The organism is Pontibacter mucosus (assembly GCF_003054055.1).
Classification (GTDB): Bacteria; Bacteroidota; Bacteroidia; order Cytophagales; family Hymenobacteraceae; genus Pontibacter; species Pontibacter mucosus.
This window is the reverse complement of sequence record NZ_QBKI01000006.1, coordinates 322766-340372: the sequence shown is the minus strand read 5'-3', so window position 1 is coordinate 340372 and position 17607 is coordinate 322766. Positions and strand designations below refer to the sequence as shown.

Genomic DNA, 17607 nt, shown 5'->3' with positions numbered 1-17607 from the left:
AAAGCAATTCAGAATGCAGAGACAAAACAGATGGCAACTCATAGAATAAGTATAAAAAACATGGTCTGCGACCGATGCAAACGGGTGGTGGCAGAGGAACTACAGAAACTGGGCTATACGGTGCACCAGGTAAACCTTGGCGAGGCGGAAGTGTCTGCCAGTGAGGGCAATCCGGATTTGGAGCAGATCCGGGAGATGCTGGAGAGCAACGGCTTCGAGCTGCTGGACGACCGCAAGACACAGTTGATAGAAAAGGTAAAGCTGGCCGTGATTGAGCTCGTGCGCGAGGCAGGGGAAAGCGACCTGCACATCAACACCTCCGACTACATCGCCGAGAAACTCGACCTGGACTATAACTACGTCAGTTCGCTCTTCTCCGCGTCCGAGGGCATCACCATCGAGAAATACCTTATTCTGCAGCGCATCGAGCTGGTGAAGGAGCTGTTGGTATATGATGAGCTGAGCCTGAAGGAGATAGCCTACAAACTTGGCTACAGCAGTGTGGCCCACCTGTCCAACCAGTTTAAAAAAGTGACGGGCCTTACCCCAAGCCACTTCAAAAAGATTAAAAGCGACAAGCGTAAGACACTGGACAGGGTGCAGGAGTAACCCAGGAAGTATAAACAGAAAGCCGGCAGAAGTATAAACTTCTGCCGGCTTTCTGTTTTAGGTGTGGCAAAGTATAAATTACTTTTGCGTACTGGGGCACACGAAGTTTGTGCGCGGCAGGCTCGTTTCGGCAATAGCTTTGTAGCCGCCTTTAATATCTACCAGGTGCTGATAACCCCTTGCCCGAAGTATAGACGCTGCGATCATGGAGCGGTAGCCCCCTGCACAATGAACGTAGAGGGTCTGGTCTTTGGGCAACTCCGCCAGGTGCTCGTTCAGGTAATCGAGTGGGGCGAAGTGCGCCGCCTGCAGGTGCTCCGCCTCATACTCGCCCGGCTTGCGCACATCCACAATAAAAATGCTGTTGTCCTGCGTATACCTTTCTTCCAGCTCTGTTGCCGTGATGGATGTAATCGTGTCCACTTCCTTGCCTGCCGCTACCCAGCTCTGGAAGCCACCCTTCAGGAAGCCGATGGCGTGGTCGTAACCCACGCGGGCCAGCCTGGTCACCACTTCCTCCTCACGTCCCTCATCTGCCACAAAAAGTATGGGCTGCTGAATATCGGGTATCAGGGCGCCTACCCAAGGAGCAAAACCACCGTCTATGCCAATGTTGATGGCGTTCGGGATAAAGCCTTTGGCAAAGACCTGGGGCTTGCGCGTGTCCAGCACCAGGGCGCCCGTTTCGTTGGCCGCTGCCTCAAAGGCCTCCGGCGAGAGCGCCTGCAGTCCCTGGTGCATCACCTGGTCGATGCTGGCGTAACCCTCCTTGTTGAGCATCACGTTCAGCGGGAAATAGCCCGGCGGGGGCAGCAAACCATCTGTCACTTCTTTGATGAACTCCTCCCTCGTCATGTCGGCCCGTAGGGCGTAATTGGCTTTCTTCTGGTTTCCTAACGTGTCGTGCGTCTCCTTGCTCATGTTCTTGCCGCAGGCAGAGCCGGCGCCGTGGGCCGGGTATACCACCACCTCATCAGGCAGAGTCATAATTTTATTGCGCAGCGAGTCGTACAGGTGTCCGGCCAGCTGCTCCTGCGTCAGGTCCGATTTTGCCGCCAGGTCAGGCCTTCCCACGTCGCCTATAAAGAGCGTGTCGCCGGAGAAGATGGCATGCTCGCGGCCCTGCTCATCCAGCAGCAGGTACGTGGTAGACTCCATGGTATGGCCGGGCGTGTGCAGCACTTTTATCGTCACATCACCCAGTTTCAGCTCCTCGCCGTCCTGTGCAATATGAGCATCAAACTTGGGCTGGGCGTTTGGCCCAAACACAATACTGGCCCCGGTTGCTTTCGCCAGGTCCAGGTGCCCGGAAACGAAGTCGGCGTGGAAGTGTGTCTCGAGCACGTACTTTATATCAGCCCCATCCCTGGCAGCCTTCTCGATGTATGGTTTCACCTCGCGGAGCGGGTCTATGATGGCAGCCTCGCCCTTGCTTTCGATGTAGTAAGCGCCCTGTGCCAGGCAGCCGGTATATAGTTGCTCTACTTTCATGGGTGCACGTTTTGTTGATGATAAAGGCAAATATCGGTAAAATCTATACTTTCTGCAGTGACTTTTATCACAATCATACTTACAGCACCTGGTGAAGTATAGGTCCTGGGAAGAGTGAACTATGCAAAAAGCCCCTCCTGCACTAACAGGAGGGGCTTTTTATAGGTTTATACTTTGTTTGTTACTGCAGGGCAGACACTCCCCTAAAGGCATTTACGCGACCGTGGCCAAAGTATGGATCACGGCCCGGCTTACCAATATCGTCGGCAGAGGCGCGTAGCGCGGCTCTCACGTGGGCAGGGTCCATGTCGCCTCCGTTAGCACCGATGATAAGGGCCGCCACGCCTGCTGCATGCGGTGAGGCCATGCTGGTGCCGGCAGACCAGTACCAGCCATTGTTGCCGGTGCTGAACACCAGGTCGAATACATACACATACTGTGTTACAGGCCCGATCTTTCTGATCTCACTTCCAGGATATGCGGCGTCGCCACCTGGTGCGGCAAAGTCAACGTCGGTTACGCCATAGTTAGAGTAGGAGGCCAGGTTATCGAGGTTAGCTGTTAACGGATTCATGGCCCAGCCAACAGGGGCGGTGGCAGAAATGGAAATCACGTTAGCCGACCCGGAAGGAATGTGGATCAGCGACTTGTCCTTCTGACCGTTGTTTGCCGCGTTACCAGCCGAGGCAATAAGCGTTACCCCTTGCTGTGTGGCATAGTTGGTAACCTTGCTGATGGCGTTGAGCAACTCCTGAACAGCCTTGGTATCGTTGATCACATTGCCGTCCTCATCCAGGAATTTTCCGTTAACCGGAAGTGAGGCACCTAAGCTCATGTTTACCACGTCTGCGCCCATTTCAACGGCATGCAGGATGCCTTGCATCATCCAGGAGAAAGAGCCGCTACCAGAATCGCGCAGTACCTTTACAAGTATAAGCTCAGCCTCCGGCGCCACCCCAATCACGCCAAATCCGTTATCAGCTGCGGCCACTGTGCCCGCTGTGTGGGTGCCATGGCTGAAGGTGTTGTTTAGCATGTACTGCAGTTCCTCACCTACTACAAAGCTCCTGCTGGCAGCCATATCAATGTTAGGCGCCAGGTCAGGGTGATCCAGGTCAAAGCCACCGTCCAGCACGGCCACACGAACTCCCTTGCCGCGGTGCCCGGCGTTCCAGGCTTCTGGTGCATCCACTGCGTCGTGGCCCCACTGGAGCTCGAAGTACGGGTCATTGTCGCCGCTGTAGGGTGGGTTTCCAAAGGCCTCCGCATCAAACGCCATCACCTTCATGTCGTCAGGGTTGTACCACTGTATCTCCAAATCAGGCACAACGGTCACGCCCTTTATCTTGCTGGCCTGGGCAGCAAAGGCAGGGTCGTCGGAGGTAACGGTAGCAATGCCCACGTTTTTCATGATGCCTGTCAGGTTGCCCTTCATGCCCTTCACCTGGCTGCTCAGATCAGCTGGCAGCTCACTGCCGGAGGCAATCAGCATGTAATGGCCTTTCTTGATTTTCACAGCCTGGCTTACTGCGCCGTTTGCAGCGTTGGAGGTGGCGTCAGCGTTGAGGGCTGATGAAGGTGTAGCCTGCTCCTCGTCGGGGGTACAAGACAGCAAAAGGCCTAGCGCTAGCATGGGTAATGCAGCACGTTTCGTAAGGTTTTTGTACATAAGAGTTTGTTATAAGGTGAATGGATGGTTTATCGCAACAAACGAGCTTTGTTGCTATTCGACCTTAAACTGAAAAAGTGTACAAAAGGATGATGTCTATAGGATTTTGTTTATTCATTTATGGTGAAAGAAACAAATTTAAGGGTGAATGGAAGTATAGAGGGTGTAAGCGTCTTATAAATTTGCATGGCTAAGGTTGGATATTTCTATTGATGTTTATACTTTGTTTTTACCAGGGCAGCCTGAACCCAAGGCTAATGAACCCCCTCCAATCCGATTTGTTTTCATGGGCTATGCCTGCTGTTACGGGCCCGAACGGGGTGATGTACCCCAACGTGGCGCTGTAGCCCAGGCGCGTGGTTTTTCCGCGCAGCGTACGGTAACCGTGCAGCAAGCCGGTGTCCATCAGCGTGGAGTGAAGCTGCAGGTACAGTTTCCGCCGCAGGGCTACCTGCACCCCAAGGCCGGCATAGAGCAGGTTATCGGCAGAGTAGGCAAAGGGCTCAGCCGCACGGAACTCTACCATGTTAGGCAGCACCGAAGTATAACCGCCCACCAGGCTTTCCTCGCCTATCGGCAGGTCGTTGTTAGTGTACATCACCAGGCCCTGGCGCAGTATCAGGCTCAGGTTTTTCCGCAGCGGTACAATCCCATTAGCATGAAGCGCTACCCGGAAGTAAGCGTCATAGTGCTTGCCTGCCATACTTTCCTCCAATTCGGCATGGTCGGGCCGTGCCCGCACCGAAAACCTGTTCCCGAAAACATAGCTTCCCTGCGCCTCGGTGCGCCAGCCGCGGGTAGGGTATACCTGCCTGTCGAGGTTGTTGTGGCGGAAGAAGGTGGAGAGGCTCCAGTTTCTCACTTTTAGCTGCTCCAGGTGGTTGATGTCCACCGTCAGGGTGTCGATGTTCATCTGGCCTGCCACTTGCGGGTAGAGGCGCGAGAGTTTGTATTCTAGCTGCTGCCCCAGGGTCCAGGTATTGTTAGTGGTGGTTTGCCAGCCCAGGGTAGCGGTGTTGCTGTTGCGCTGCAGAATCGCAATTTTGTTGCCGTTGTCGTTGAACAGCGGGAGATCGGTTTTGTAATACTGACTGCCCAGTTTGGCGGCCAGATGATAGCGGTAACCCATATACTTGAGGTAGTTCACGTCGCTGCGGATGTTCTGCCCAAGGTCTACCTCTGCCACAAAGCGGGAGCCCTGCCAGAGCAGGTTGCGGCGCGTTAGGTTTACCGTGGCACCGGCCCTGTTTTCAGAGTCATAATAGATGGCAGTTTTAAGCGCTCCCAAGGCCCCATCCTCCAGGTTTACCTGCAAATGATAACCGCTGTCGGCGGGCACCAGCGCATAGGAAACCTTGTTAAAGTGCCCTGTGCCGTACAATACTTCGATGCGGTTCTCGATGGTGCTGACGGTGGTCGGCTCGTTTTCACGGAGACGCAGCCGTCGGCGCAGGATGCGTTTTGGGGTGGTTTTCGAGCCGCTGATCAAGATTTGGTTCAGCAGCACAGAGTCCTGCAGGGTGCTCAGGTCAGGCTCGTGCATCGGATCCCGGAACGAGTTAAAGTAGGTGCCCAGGCTCCGGAGGCTGTCTTCGTACTGGCGCGCCACCGACTCCCCAATCTCTATGATCTTCTCCGTGTCGGTGAAGCTGCTGGTTTTATACCCCTCCAGGAAGGGCAACACGTCTATAAGCAGGTCTGTCTTCTTTTTCTCGCTTTCCAGGTTGGAGGCGCTTGTGAAAAAGGTGGCCTGCACCAGCACGTCCAGCATGGTCTTGAGGTTCTGCTCCGGCTCCAGCCCGCCGCCCACGTTTACACCAATCACGAAATCTGCACCCATGTCCAGCGCCTCCTGCACCGGAAAATTCTGCACCAGTCCGCCGTCCACGAGCATACGGCCATCCAGTTTAATAGGAGTAAAAACAGTGGGTATGGCCATACTGGCGCGCAAGGCCTCCGGCAGAAAGCCCTGCTGCAGCACCACCTTCTGGCCGGTGACCATGTCGGTGGCTACGCAGGCAAAGGGAATAGGCAGCTTGCGGAAATCCTGGGTGCTGTGGGCGCCGCGCGTCAGCCGGATGAGCAGGTTGTTGAGCGCCTGCCCTTCTATCAGGCCGCTCGGAAAACTGATGCGGGTGCCGTTTACAGGCAGCTCCAGCAGGTAGCGGCTGTAGTACTCCTTTTCCTCGAAGGCGATTTGGCTCAGGGGCACCTGGTTGCTGAGCAGCATCTCCCAATCCTGCTCCAGGGCAATCTGCTCAATCTCGCTGGCTGAATAGCCCAGGGCATACAGCGCGCCCACCAGGCTGCCCATACTGGTACCTGTCACATAATCCGGACGGATGCCCGCCTCCTCCAGTACCTTTAGAAATCCGATATGCGCCATGCCCTTGGCCCCGCCGCCACTCAGCACCAGCCCGATTTTAGGGCGCTTGGCGGGGCGCTCCGGCAAGGCCTGGGCTTCTATCCGTGCAGGCACGAACGTAGAAAGCAGCAGCAATAGCAGTAACAGGTAGTGCCTCATCAGCTTTGGAGAATTTTATACTTCCATCCTAACCTCCACAAACGGAGTTTAGTACGGGAGCCACGGAGCCGGAAAGTTAAGCAATTCTAAGCAAGCTGCTAACGTATAAAACGGATTCTGAACTGGCTACAAAAAAAGCCAGCCCTTGGAGGAGCTGGCTTCTGGAAAGTATGGCGCGGTTTTATCCGTTTATTCCTGGATCTTATAACCGGAGAAGCCATAGTACAGAATGTACAGGTAGCAAAGCAGCGGCACCAGGAAAGATATCTGCAAGTCGCCGGTGATGTCGGCTACGGCACCCTGAATAGGAGGCAGCACGGCGCCGCCCACAATGGCCATTACCAGCAGCGAGGATGCCTGGCTGGTGTGCACACCCAGTCCTTTGATGGCCAGCGTAAAGATGGTCGGGAACATGATGGAGTTAAACAGGCCGATGGAGATGACCGCCCACATGGCCACTGAACCTGTGGCAAAGCACGTGATAAGCAGCAGCACCACTACCGTAGCGGCAAAGTAACCCAGCGTTCTGCTCGGGATGAATTTGCCCAGCATCAGCACCATAAAGTTCAGGGCGATAAGGCCCAGCACGATCAGCGCCTCATTCAGGCCATAGGCCAGGGACAGCAGCACAAACACCAGCGCCGTTATGCCGCCCATCGCCAGGTATTTACCGCCCGAGTTCTTGGTGTCGGACAGGGCAATGGCTCCGAAGAAACGGCCCACCATGGCGCCTCCCCAATAAAAGGCCAGGAAGTGGCCGGCCTGCGCCTCATTCAGCCCGGCAATCTCGGGCAGCATGAAAAAGTTGATAAGCGCGCTGCCAATCGATACCTCGCCCCCCACGTAAGCAAAAATACAGATGATACCGAGCAGCAGGTGGCGGTGTTGCAGCGCTTCGGCACCCGGTTTAATCTCGTCGCCGGCATGGATATTGGGCAGCTTGGCCACTTTAATGAGCAGGGCAATGGCCAGCAGGGCAGCCGCCAGGCCCAGATAAGGCATCTTTACAGACTCAGCACCGGTTTCGGCGGCATCTACCGCCCCGAAGATAAGGTAGCCACCGATGATAGGGGCCACTGTCGTTCCCAGCGAGTTAAGCGCCTGCGTCATGTTCAGGCGGCTGGCTGCCCCTTCGGGCGGGCCAAGTATGGCCACGTACGGGTTGGCCGCAATCTGAAGGATGGTGATGCCCGAGGCAAGTATAAACAGGGCACCCAGGAAAAAGCCGTAGCTATGAAAAGAGGCCGATGGGTAGAAAAGCGTACACCCCACCGCGGCCACCACCAGGCCCACAATGATACCGTTCTTGTATCCGATGCGGCGAATAGGGTCACCCTTGGTAACGGAAAGTATAAAGTATAGGAGCGACACAAAAAAGTAGGCACCGAAGAAGGCCGTTTGGATGAGCATGGCCTGCCACAACTCCAGGGTAAACGCCTGCTGTAATTTTGGGATCAGGATGTCGTTGAGGCAGGTAATAAAGCCCCACATAAAGAAGAGCATCGTTACCGTCACAAGCGGGCCCTTGTAATTGGTGGTAAGGGCTTGTGCCGGTGGCGTGTTAATATCGGTGTGCGTTGAGCCAGCCATATAGTCTGATGAAAGTTAAAAGTTGAGTAAGTGTAAGTGTAAGTATAGTTTGCTGTGTGTTGGTCTGCATCGTTCGGTTAGTAATGCTCTTCAGGCGCAACAAGCGTCATTTTTTTGTATAGATTGTATGGAATCAAGTTAGTTATTCCGCACCGAGAGCCGGTACAGCGTCTGCTGCCGGTAGATTTCGCCCGGCCGAAGTATGGCAGACGGGAAAGCCGGTTGGTTCGGAGAGTCAGGGAAGTGCTGCGTTTCGAGGCAGAAGGCGTAGTGCTTTGTATAAGCCTGGCCGTTCTTGCCGGTAAGCGATCCGTCCAGGAAATTGCCGGTGTAGAACTGTATGCCGGGCTGGGTAGTGTATACTTCCAGCACGCGCCCCGAAACAGGCTCAAACACCTCGGCCGCCTTAATTATACTTCCGTCAGTGTTAGGGAGCACATAGTTATGGTCATAGCCACCACCCGGAATCTGCAGCAGGTGCTTGCCAATCGGCTGCGCCTCCCGAAGGTCCATCAGGGTGCCCGCCACGCTAGCCAGTTCCCCAGTCGGGATAAAAGTAGCATCAACCGGGGTATAGGAAGCGGCATTTATCTGAATGATATGGCCGCTTATGTCGTTGCTTTTGCCAGCTGAAAGGTTAAAGTAGCTGTGGTTGGTCAGGTTTACGGGCGTGGCTTTGTCGGTAGTGGCGCTGTAATCAATTTGCAGGGCATTATCATCCGTTAAGGTATAAATTACCGTGGCTATCAGGTTGCCCGGGTAGCCCTCTTCCCCATCCGGGCTGCGGTACGTTAGCTTCAGGGCATTCTGCTCGGGTAGTTCCTCCGCCTGCCACACCACCCGGTCGAAACCTGCGTTGCCGCCGTGCAGGTGGTGCGGTGGGTCATTTACCGGTAAGGTATACTCCTGCCCGTCCAGCGTGAACTTACCCCTGGCGATGCGGTTGGCAAAACGCCCCACAATACCACCGAAGTGCGGATCATTGGGAATGTACCCTTCAAGTTCGTTAAAACCTGCCACCACGTCCCCCATCTCGCCATTTTTATCAGGTGTTACAAAGGAGGTGACAATGGCGCCGTAGTTCGTGATCCTGACAAGAAGGCCCTGCTGGTTGGTAAGGGTATACAGGTATACTTGCTCACCGCCCGGCGCAGTACCAAAGGGTTCTTTCTGTATATGCATGCTATGTTGTTAGTAATGTGGGTGATGCCTTTTGCCTTTCTGTCAGCCCAGGCATACTTGTTTTCGTAGTCGGGGAGTTGGGCAAAATCGGGTTATAAGTTAGCTGGTTTAGCCCAGAAAGCCAATAAATGCGGCAGCAATGTGGGAAACTTTAGTCAAAATTGAGCGCTAACTTACCGCTTGCGGGAAGCTTTTCCAGAGCCGGGGCAGCTTCTTCGGCAGGGGAGGGGGCCAGGCTGCTGGCCAACACGCGCACACGTTTGCGTAAAGAGGTAGACTCCTGTTTTTCAGGAACATGAAACAGCTTGTGCAGCTTGTCAATGGCTTTGTAGGTGAGCTTGTAAACGGATTTCTGGTCAATGCCCATGATATCGGCCATCTCGTCGTACTGCAGGCCGGTGTAGTATTTCAAAAAGATGACCTCGCGCTGTCGCTCCGGCAATTTGGTTAGCAACTGGCTGATACGCTGGCTGTCCAAATCAGAGGTCTGCAGTTTAATGAGTTCTGCCTCATACGAGGTCTCCGTTCCAAGTTGAGAGTCATCGGGGAGTGACTGGAACCTGCTGATAAAAGTGGCCTTCTTGGCAAGCTCGCACCGGAAAGCCTTGAGCAGGTAGTTGCGCACGCTAGGAGGGGTGGAGAGGTTCTGCCTGCTCTTCCATACCTGGAAGAAAACCTGCTGCACGCAATCCTTCACCAGATCCGGGTCAGAAGAAAGGCGGTGCCCATAGCGGAGCATGACAGGAGCATAGCGCCTGTACAGCAAGGTGAATTCGTGCTCACTCCCTTCCCTAAACCTTTTCCATATTTCCTGCTCTTCCATACGAACCGTCGTAGTAATTGCGGCAGCCAGCCTGCAGCACTGTGCTTCTCCTTCGGCTAGGCAGTCCTTTTTAAGCGACAGATACGACAAATTTAGGAATATTGTGATACAATAAAAACTATAATAAGTTGCACGGAGATTAGTGTCAGAACAGCGACCGGCTTAGGTGCTGTGCTGTAGCAGGTTAGAGGTTGAATTGATTTGAAGAAGGTGCATTAGTACTCACTCATTTAATATGCCTAGCCATACCAGGGAGGCGTAAATCTGAAGCCAAAAGTAACCATAGCGGCTGCGGGTAAAGTATACATGAGGTGCATGTTCTGAACATCAGCATAACACAAGGCTCATGCGTGAATTTTTTTACTGGCTTTCCGACCATACAGGGCTTTCTGCCGAATTTTTTGCTCAGCTGCTTTACTCGGTAGGGATTCTCTTTGTACTGTGGCTTATCAGTTTGTTTTTGCAGCGCTTCATCAACAAGCACCAGGCCGACATCCGGAAGCGATACCAGTGGCGAAAGGCTACCAACTATAGCATCACGGTGCTTGGCTTGGTCTTCCTGACCTACATCTGGTTCGATGGTTTCCGCTCTATTGCCACCTTTCTGGGGCTGCTCTCAGCAGGTTTGGTATTGGCCCTCCGCGAGCCGGTGCTTAACATGGCCGGCTGGGTCTTCATTATCTGGAAGCGCCCGTTTCATGTCGGCGACCGCATACAGATTGGGGAGCATGTGGGGGATGTGATAGACCTGCGGCTGTTTCAGTTTACGCTGAATGAACTGCAGGGCTGGGTGAAGGCCGACCAGGCGACCGGACGCGTGGTGAACATCCCGAACATGAAGGTGTTTACAGAGCCGCAGGCTAATTATAATTTCGGATTTCCGTTTTTGTGGGAGGAGGTATCGGTGCGCATCACTTTTGAGAGCAACTGGCAGAAGGCAAAAAGTATACTTTACGAAATCATGCACGAGCATGCCGAGCAGCTGACAGAGGCTGCCCGGGAGCAGGTAAGGCGACAGTCGCAGCAGCACCTCATTTTCTACAATAACCTGGACCCGCGCCTGTACACCAGTGTGCGTGAAAACGGTATCGAGCTGACGATGCGCTTTGTGTGCAGCATGATGCGGCGGCGCCAAAGTGCCCACCTGATATGGGAAGATGTGCTCACCAGGTTCATGAGTGCGCCTGATATTCAGTTTGCCTTGCCGGCCACCCGCTTCTACCGCGGTGACGGCGGCCAGGAGCCAACGGACATACCCAGGCGGGAGTAGGGTTATACTTCCTCGTTGAAGAATAAGGTCCAGAACCTGATTTGCCGGATAGGTGAAGTATACTTCTGAACCTCTCTAAAATAAAAGACCGCCACCAGAAAAGGGGCGGTCTTTTATACTTTATACTTTGGGTGCGGCTAAGCAGCGGCAACGTTTTGTGCGGTTACATAGAAGTTCGGGTCTACCTCCAGTTTCGGCTTCTTCTTTTTAAGCTTCAGCTCCTGCCAGGTGGTGGTGGGTTCCAGCCACTGTGCCTCGCCGTTCACCGTCACCTTTACCGGCATGTTGAACGTATCTACCGTATTGGCCCAGCGGTACTGCAGGGTCTTGCCGTTCACTCTATACTCCAGCCTCGGAATGCGCACATCGCGCAGGTACTGGTCGAAAACCGGGGTCAGGTCGCGGCCGATGTGCTGGCTCAGGTAACTCTCGATCTGCTGCGTGGTCACGGTCTGGTGGTAGAAGTCCTTGTTGAGGCCGCGCAGGATGCTGCGCCACTTCTCGTCGTTGTTCACGATCTGGCGCAGGTTGTGCAGCATGTTGGAGCCCTTCGGGTACATGTCGCCGGAGCCTTCCTGGTTCACGTTGTATACCCCAATAATCGGGATGTCATTCTGGATGATGTTGCGCAGCCCAATCACGTACTCGTTAGCCGCCTGGGTGCCGTAGTGGTAATCCAGGAAAAGCGACTCGGAGTAGTTGGTGAAGCTCTCATGTATCCACATATCGGCCACGTCCTTGTAGGTAATGTTGTTGGCAAACCATTCGTGCCCGGCCTCATGGATGATGATGAAGTCGAACTTGAGGCCCCAGCCGGTGCCACTCAGGTCACGGCCCCGGTAGCCATTCTGGTAGCCGTTGCCATAGGTCACTGCGCTCTGGTGCTCCATGCCCAGGTAAGGCACCTCTATCAGTTTAAACCCATCCTCATAAAAAGGGTAAGGGCCAAACCAGTGCTCAAACGCCTCCAGCATCTGGTGCGTCTGCGCCCATTGTTTTTTCGCCTTGTCCAGGTTGTAGCGCAGCGGGAAGAAGTTCAGGGCCAGTTCTCCTTTCTCTCCTTTGTAAGTTTCCGCGTAATGGGCATAATCCCCGATGCTCAGGTTCACGCCATAGTTGTTGATGGGGTTGGCGACGTACCAATGGTAGGTCTTGCTGCCATCGGCATGCTCCTGCACGCCTTTGAGTTGCCCGTTGCTCACGTCCATGAGGCCTTTCGGGGCACGCACGCTGATGCGCATGCTGTCGGGTTCGTCGTACATGTGGTCTTTGCAGGGCCACCAGAGGCTGGCGCCATCGCCCTGGTTGGAGTTGGCTACCCAAGGCTTCCCGTTGGCATCCCGCGCCCAGGTAATGCCGCCGCTCCAGGGTGGGTTCTCGCTTACCTGCGGCTTGCCACTATAGTATACTTTTATCTCGCCTTCCGTGCCCGCCTGCTGCGGTTCCCGCAGCTGCACAAACCAGGCATTGCCATCCTGCTGCACCGGCACGTCTTTGCCCTGTTGCGTCACCCGGCTAATGCGCATGGGCGGCTGCAAATCCACTTGCATGCGCTGTTGATTTGGCTCCAGCACTTTGTAGCGGATGGTGTTGCTGCCAGAGATGCTGCTGTCCTGCGGGTTTACGGCGATGTCGAGGTGGTAAAAGCTGAGATCCCACCAGGCGCGCTCCGGGGTGATGCTGCCGCGCAGGGTATCCTGCCGGGTGAACTCCTGTGCCTGCGCAGCGGCGGTGCCAAGGCAAAGTATACTTCCCAGAGCCATTGTTCGTAGCAAGTGGCGTGTTTTCATGAACAAGCGTTTTGTGTTGGTATGAAAAGAAACATCCTGCCTAAAATATACATTAAGCAGGATGCGCTAGCTAAGATAGCTGATTTATACTTTCGGGCAACACGGTTGCCGCCATTTATACGTGCTACTCGGGATGCACCATGTCCTTGTACTCCGGGTAGCGCTCGATGTAGGCCTCCACCACCGGGCAGGAGGGGATGATTTTATAGTTGTTGGACCGGGCAAACTCCAGGCCCTCTTTAACCAGTTTGCCTGCCAGGCCTTTGCCGCGCTGGCTATCGGGCACAAACGTATGCTCGAAGTCGATGATCTGATCCTCGGTGTAAAAGTAAGTCAGTTCAGCCTCTTCCTCCCCGAAGGTTACATAGAACCGAAGCTCCTCCTCATCATGAATTATGGTATGGCTCATATTTCAGTTTTTTAGTGTGTATACTTTAACGCTTGCCGAAGCTACTTGTTCAGCCTATTGCCGTGGCTTGGCGCGTTCGTACTGCGGTGGCCAGGTATGCCCGGCACCCAGTTCCTGCGCCGCGTGCATCGGGAAGTAGGGGTCGCGGAGCAGCTCGCGCGCCAGCAGCACCACATCGGCCTGCCCGCTGGCCAGTATCTCCTCTGCCTGCCTGGCCTCAGTGATCATGCCCACAGCACCTGTCAGAATGCCTGCCTCTTGCTTCACCTGTTCGGCAAACTTCACCTGATAGCCCGGCCCAACGGGAATGGAAGCGCGCGGCACATTGCCTCCGGTGGAGCAATCAATCAGGTCGACGCCCAGCTTCTTCAGCTCTTTTGCCAGCGCTACTGAGTCATCTACAGTCCAACCGCCTTCGGTCCAGTCGGTGGCGGAGATGCGCACGAGGAGCGGGAGGTCCTTGGGCCATACCTGGCGCACGCGTTCGGTTACCTCCAGCAGCAGCCGGATGCGGTTTTCAAACGAGCCGCCATACTTGTCGGTGCGCTGGTTGCTGATAGGGGAGTAAAACTCGTGCAGGAGGTAGCCGTGGGCGGCATGTATCTCTGCAACCTTAAACCCGGCTTCCAGGGAGCGCCTGGCGGCTGCCTCAAAAGCATCGATTACATTTTCAATTTCGGACAGCGAGAGCTCGTGCGGCACAGGGCCATTTTCGGAGAAAGCGATAGCGCTGGGAGCTACGGTTTGCCAGCCATTCACCTCCTCCGGGAAGATAGGGCCGCCTCCTTCCCAGGGTCGGTGGCTGCTGGCCTTCCGGCCGGCGTGGGCCAGCTGAATGCCCGGCACAGCACCTTGCTCCGAAATAAATTTTGTGATGCGCTGGAGCCCTTCAATATGTTCGTCTTTCCAGATGCCCAGGTCATGTGGAGAGATGCGCCCTTCCGGTACCACGGCCGTAGCTTCTGATAAAACAAGAGCAGCCCCGCCCACGGCACGGCTGCCCAGGTGCACCAGGTGCCAGTCGGTGGCAAAGCCGTCCTGGCTGCTATACATGCACATGGGCGATACGACAATCCGGTTCTTCAAGGTAATGTCGCGTAGGGTGAGGGGGGAGAAAAGTATAGACATAGTTTAAATCCTGTTTTAAAAGTATAGGTCAGTACAAGTTAACAGCTACTCTGCTGTAAGGTTTCGGGTTTAGGAGTATGGTGCAGATGGTTGTTGTGCATATAAATTCTGCCCCTTGGTTGTGCGCAAGTATAAGCAAAAGTATGGTCCAGTGTACCTAAGCCCGCGCCGCAACATAAGTGCTAGCGTGCCGCCTCAGCCAGTATGCGGTTCAGGTCGGTCAGAATGCTGCCCACGTCGCGGATGGTACGGTCGGTGCGGATGCTGCGCAAGGTGCCAAGGCAATGGTTCTGCCGCTCTTCGGCCTCCCGTATACTTGCCGACAGGGCCGGGCGGTGTTTCTCCGGAGGTCCCACCATCGTCTGGCTAAACAGGCTGATGCAGACCGCCGTGGCTTCCATGGCCTGTTGCAGCGCCAGCGTGTCCTGTAGCTCGCTTTCAAAGATGCGGCCAGAGTTCAGGTCCGCGATGCCGCGGCGGATACCCCTGATTTGTGTGGTGATATGCTCGAGTCGCTTCACGCCGATGGCCAGTCGGCTGAGCCGCGTGCGCTTGCGCGTCAGGAAGGGGTTATACTTCAGGCTCTGCTCGGCCAGTTGCAGCGATTTTATACTTTGCTCGGTGGCGGCGATGAGCGCGTCGGTTTCCTGGCGGCCCACCAGTTGCCCTTTCTCGGTTTGCCGCAGCTGCCTTGCCAGAAACTGCAGTGTCCTGGTGCCCTGCTCGCCCAGCGCCAGCATGCTGTTCTCTACCTCCGGGATGGCGTTCTGCGGCACAATCAGGGCGTTAATCAGCACCGCCACCACCGAGCCCACCACGGTTTCTACAATACGCTCCACTGCATAGCCATCCTCCTGCAGCCCGAACGCCAGCACCAGCAGGGAGCTGACCGCCACCTGCGATACTATCTGCGGGTTCATGCGCAGCGCCCTGGAGATGCCCATCCCGATAATGATGACCAGGAAAATGGAGAGCGTGCTGATGCTGAGCCAGTGACCAATCAAGAGGCTTACGGCCACGCCCCCGATAATGCCGATAATGCGCTGGGTGGCTTTCTCCACGGAGTCGGCCACGGTCACCTGCACGGTAAGGATAGAGGCAAGCGGCGCAAAGAAAGGGTACTCAGAGCCCAGCACAGTGGTGGCCACAACCCAGGACACGGTGGCAGCCAGCGCCGTTTTAACAATCTGCAGGGACAGCCCGATGCGGGCGAAGAAATTTATGACTTGGGGCATACAAAACTATACCGATGGCAAGCCCCAAAGTTATGAAATAGCGATGAGACCAGCGGTAGAAGGAGCTAAGGCAAGGGGGGCGGCCTCAGGAGTTAGGCCCATGGAGTATACGTTGGATGGCGCTTTCCTCGAGGGGCTTTTGCAGGAAACCTGCCAAAAAATCATAGCTCTTGGCCCTTCTGGTATCCATGGAATCGACGGAGGAGGTGAGGATGTAGAGCTGGCAGCTGCGTTTCAGGATCTCAGCGTACGGGCACAGCCTGTCCAGAAAGTGCCAGCCGTCCATCTGGGGCATGTTCAGGTCCAGGAATATGACATCGGGTATACTTTCAACTTCCTCCTGTTGCAGGCCGGGCAGCAGCTGATAGATTGCGTCGCAGGGGTTCTGGAAGGATTCATACTCCCGCGCAAACCCTTCTGCTTCCAGCATGGTCTGGGCAAGGAATATACTTACCTCGTCATCATCAATGATATACACTTTCTCGAACACGGGATCCCTATTGCAAGTACATAGCGCTTCTGCGGCAAGCTGCATTCGTGCCCGCCTGGTGCAGGCAGGGCATGGCGGCAAGCCAACGGGATGTACGGGTAAACCAGGCCGGGGTACCTCAGGATTTATACTTGCTTAGTAGAGGGAAGCATAAATTTAGCCAGCGGCCATACAGGGTATCTGCAAAAGCACTTTACCTGAAAACCGGGCGGGGAAAGTATAAAAGTATAAAATTAAAGTATGGGGAGCCGGAGGGTAAAGGTAGTGCCCGCGCCAGGGGTGCTTTCCACCTCGATGCGCCCGCCCAGCAGCCGGACCTGCTCCTTTACCAGGTAGAGGCCAAGCCCTTTGCCGTCTATTTCGTGGTGGAAACGCTTGTACATCTTAAACAGCGAGGTGCCTACCTGCTCCAGGTCCATGCCGGTGCCATTATCCGCCACCGAAATCACCGCTTCGTTATCGTGCTGCACCACTGAGACGACCACTTCAAGCGGTCGCCCCGGTTGCCTGTACTTAATGGCGTTGGAGAGCAGGTTGCGAATAATGCTGGTCAGGAAAGCCTTGACGGTAAAAAGGTGCAGACTTTCGGAGCCGGCCATTGTTACGGTAGCCTCGGCATTGCTTATTTCTTGTTGCAGATCACTCAGGCAGAGCTGCACCAGCTCCTCCACGTCGCACAGCTCGCGGGGCTCGTCGCCCTGGTGGTGCAAGGTAAGCATCTGGTTCAGGTCGCGCACCATGCCGTCCAGTTGCTGCGCCGATTGCAGGATAGCGTTTACAGCCGTTTGCTTTGTTTTCTCGGGCAGGTTGTCTTTTTGCAGGAGCTTGCCCAGGCCCAGCAGGCGGGCAATGGGGCTCCGGAAATCGTGGGCGATGATCTTGCGGAACAGCTCCAGCTCCTCGTTCTGGCGCTGCAGTTCCTGCGAGGTTTGCAGCAGGGCCCGCTCGCGCTCTTTCTGCAGGGTGATATCCTTGGCGATGCCCAGTATGCCCACCATCTCCCCGTCCACCTTCAGCGGGAAATTCGTAACATCCAGAAAAACAGACTCCCCGTTCTCCCGCAGCACCACGGTTTGGTAACGTTGCGGAGCTCCCTGGCTGGCGGCCCTGAAGTACCCCACCGATTCCTCCCAGTGCTCCGGGTGAATGAAAAGGCTGAAGCTTTGCCCGACGAGCTCCTCCCGGCTGCGCTGCAGCACCTGGCACACGGTGTTGTTCACCGTATGGAAGGCATTATCCATCCCGATCGTGTAAATCGCGTCAGGGTAATTGTTGAAGTAGCGCCTGTTCAGCTGTTCCAGCCTCATAGACTCGAGCCCGGCGCTATGTTGCAGGGGTGAGTAGAAAACGTTCATCGGGTGTTAAGTTTGTGTTGTGTAGTGTAATAGGGTGGTAGT

The 17607-nt window shown here is 55.2% G+C and carries 14 protein-coding genes; 2 read left to right on the top strand and 12 right to left on the bottom strand.

The window, feature by feature from the left end:
- Window positions 1-30: 30 nt before the first annotated feature.
- On the top strand, window positions 31-609 hold the full coding sequence (locus tag C8N40_RS13615; RefSeq protein WP_108212318.1) for an AraC family transcriptional regulator: 579 nt from the start codon (window positions 31-33) through the stop codon (window positions 607-609).
- Window positions 610-687: 78 nt separating this feature from the next.
- On the opposite strand, the gene C8N40_RS13610 is transcribed toward C8N40_RS13615, so the two are convergent.
- The 6 genes from C8N40_RS13610 to C8N40_RS13585 all read right to left on the bottom strand — a co-directional run bounded on the left by C8N40_RS13610 (window position 688) and on the right by C8N40_RS13585 (window position 9888).
- Window positions 688-2100, bottom strand: coding sequence for an MBL fold metallo-hydrolase (locus C8N40_RS13610; RefSeq protein WP_108212317.1), 1413 nt, complete (start codon window positions 2098-2100; stop codon window positions 688-690).
- A 181-nt stretch (window positions 2101-2281) separates the two neighbouring features.
- Window positions 2282-3733, bottom strand: coding sequence for a S8 family serine peptidase (locus tag C8N40_RS13605; protein ID WP_245905121.1), 1452 nt, complete (start codon window positions 3731-3733; stop codon window positions 2282-2284).
- A gap of 265 nt (window positions 3734-3998) precedes the next feature.
- Window positions 3999-6293, bottom strand: a complete 2295-nt coding sequence (locus C8N40_RS13600) for a patatin-like phospholipase family protein (RefSeq protein ID WP_108212315.1) — start codon at window positions 6291-6293, stop codon at window positions 3999-4001.
- Window positions 6294-6482: 189 nt separating this feature from the next.
- Window positions 6483-7883, bottom strand: coding sequence for a sugar MFS transporter (locus tag C8N40_RS13595; RefSeq protein ID WP_108212314.1), 1401 nt, complete (start codon window positions 7881-7883; stop codon window positions 6483-6485).
- Between the two features lie 138 nt (window positions 7884-8021).
- Window positions 8022-9065, bottom strand: coding sequence for an aldose epimerase family protein (locus C8N40_RS13590; RefSeq protein ID WP_108212313.1), 1044 nt, complete (start codon window positions 9063-9065; stop codon window positions 8022-8024).
- Between the two features lie 151 nt (window positions 9066-9216).
- Complete coding sequence (locus C8N40_RS13585) at window positions 9217-9888, bottom strand: RNA polymerase sigma factor (protein WP_108212312.1); 672 nt, start codon at window positions 9886-9888, stop codon at window positions 9217-9219.
- Between the two features lie 346 nt (window positions 9889-10234).
- On the opposite strand from C8N40_RS13585, the gene C8N40_RS13580 reads away from it, so the two are divergent.
- The gene (locus tag C8N40_RS13580) at window positions 10235-11158 is read left to right on the top strand and encodes a mechanosensitive ion channel family protein (protein ID WP_108212311.1); all 924 of its coding nucleotides are present in this window, start codon (window positions 10235-10237) and stop codon (window positions 11156-11158) included.
- Between the two features lie 137 nt (window positions 11159-11295).
- On the opposite strand, the gene C8N40_RS13575 is transcribed toward C8N40_RS13580, so the two are convergent.
- The 6 genes from C8N40_RS13575 to C8N40_RS13550 form a co-directional block, all read right to left on the bottom strand.
- Entirely contained in the window at window positions 11296-12948 is a 1653-nt protein-coding gene (locus tag C8N40_RS13575) for a M1 family metallopeptidase (RefSeq protein WP_108212310.1), read from the bottom strand.
- A 124-nt stretch (window positions 12949-13072) separates the two neighbouring features.
- Window positions 13073-13357 carry a GNAT family N-acetyltransferase gene (locus tag C8N40_RS13570; protein WP_108212309.1) on the bottom strand — a complete coding sequence of 95 codons (285 nt, stop codon included), beginning with the start codon at window positions 13355-13357 and terminating at the stop codon, window positions 13073-13075.
- Between the two features lie 54 nt (window positions 13358-13411).
- Window positions 13412-14485, bottom strand: a complete 1074-nt coding sequence (namA, locus tag C8N40_RS13565) for an NADPH dehydrogenase NamA (protein ID WP_108212308.1) — start codon at window positions 14483-14485, stop codon at window positions 13412-13414.
- Window positions 14486-14667: 182 nt separating this feature from the next.
- The gene (locus C8N40_RS13560) at window positions 14668-15720 is read right to left on the bottom strand and encodes an FUSC family protein (protein WP_108212307.1); all 1053 of its coding nucleotides are present in this window, start codon (window positions 15718-15720) and stop codon (window positions 14668-14670) included.
- A gap of 85 nt (window positions 15721-15805) precedes the next feature.
- Window positions 15806-16210 carry a response regulator gene (locus C8N40_RS13555; RefSeq protein WP_170114105.1) on the bottom strand — a complete coding sequence of 135 codons (405 nt, stop codon included), beginning with the start codon at window positions 16208-16210 and terminating at the stop codon, window positions 15806-15808.
- 233 nt (window positions 16211-16443) lie between these two features.
- Window positions 16444-17565, bottom strand: coding sequence for a PAS domain-containing sensor histidine kinase (locus tag C8N40_RS13550; protein ID WP_108212305.1), 1122 nt, complete (start codon window positions 17563-17565; stop codon window positions 16444-16446).
- Between the last annotated feature and the right edge of the window lie 42 nt (window positions 17566-17607).

What these genes read in the sequence shown, in the direction of transcription:
- C8N40_RS13610 (WP_108212317.1), bottom strand. Translation starts at nt 2,100, where the DNA reads ATGAAAGTAGAGCAACTATATACCGGCTGCCTGGCACAGGGCGCTTAC.
- C8N40_RS13605 (WP_245905121.1), bottom strand. Translation starts at nt 3,733, where the DNA reads ATGCTAGCGCTAGGCCTTTTGCTGTCTTGTACCCCCGACGAGGAGCAG.
- C8N40_RS13600 (WP_108212315.1), bottom strand. Translation starts at nt 6,293, where the DNA reads ATGAGGCACTACCTGTTACTGCTATTGCTGCTGCTTTCTACGTTCGTG.
- C8N40_RS13590 (WP_108212313.1), bottom strand. Translation starts at nt 9,065, where the DNA reads ATGCATATACAGAAAGAACCCTTTGGTACTGCGCCGGGCGGTGAGCAA.
- C8N40_RS13595 (WP_108212314.1), bottom strand. Translation starts at nt 7,883, where the DNA reads ATGGCTGGCTCAACGCACACCGATATTAACACGCCACCGGCACAAGCC.
- C8N40_RS13575 (WP_108212310.1), bottom strand. Translation starts at nt 12,948, where the DNA reads ATGAAAACACGCCACTTGCTACGAACAATGGCTCTGGGAAGTATACTT.
- namA (WP_108212308.1), bottom strand. Translation starts at nt 14,485, where the DNA reads ATGTCTATACTTTTCTCCCCCCTCACCCTACGCGACATTACCTTGAAG.
- C8N40_RS13570 (WP_108212309.1), bottom strand. Translation starts at nt 13,357, where the DNA reads ATGAGCCATACCATAATTCATGATGAGGAGGAGCTTCGGTTCTATGTA.
- C8N40_RS13550 (WP_108212305.1), bottom strand. Translation starts at nt 17,565, where the DNA reads ATGAACGTTTTCTACTCACCCCTGCAACATAGCGCCGGGCTCGAGTCT.
- C8N40_RS13560 (WP_108212307.1), bottom strand. Translation starts at nt 15,720, where the DNA reads ATGCCCCAAGTCATAAATTTCTTCGCCCGCATCGGGCTGTCCCTGCAG.
- C8N40_RS13585 (WP_108212312.1), bottom strand. Translation starts at nt 9,888, where the DNA reads ATGGAAGAGCAGGAAATATGGAAAAGGTTTAGGGAAGGGAGTGAGCAC.
- C8N40_RS13615 (WP_108212318.1), top strand. Translation starts at nt 31, where the DNA reads ATGGCAACTCATAGAATAAGTATAAAAAACATGGTCTGCGACCGATGC.
- C8N40_RS13580 (WP_108212311.1), top strand. Translation starts at nt 10,235, where the DNA reads ATGCGTGAATTTTTTTACTGGCTTTCCGACCATACAGGGCTTTCTGCC.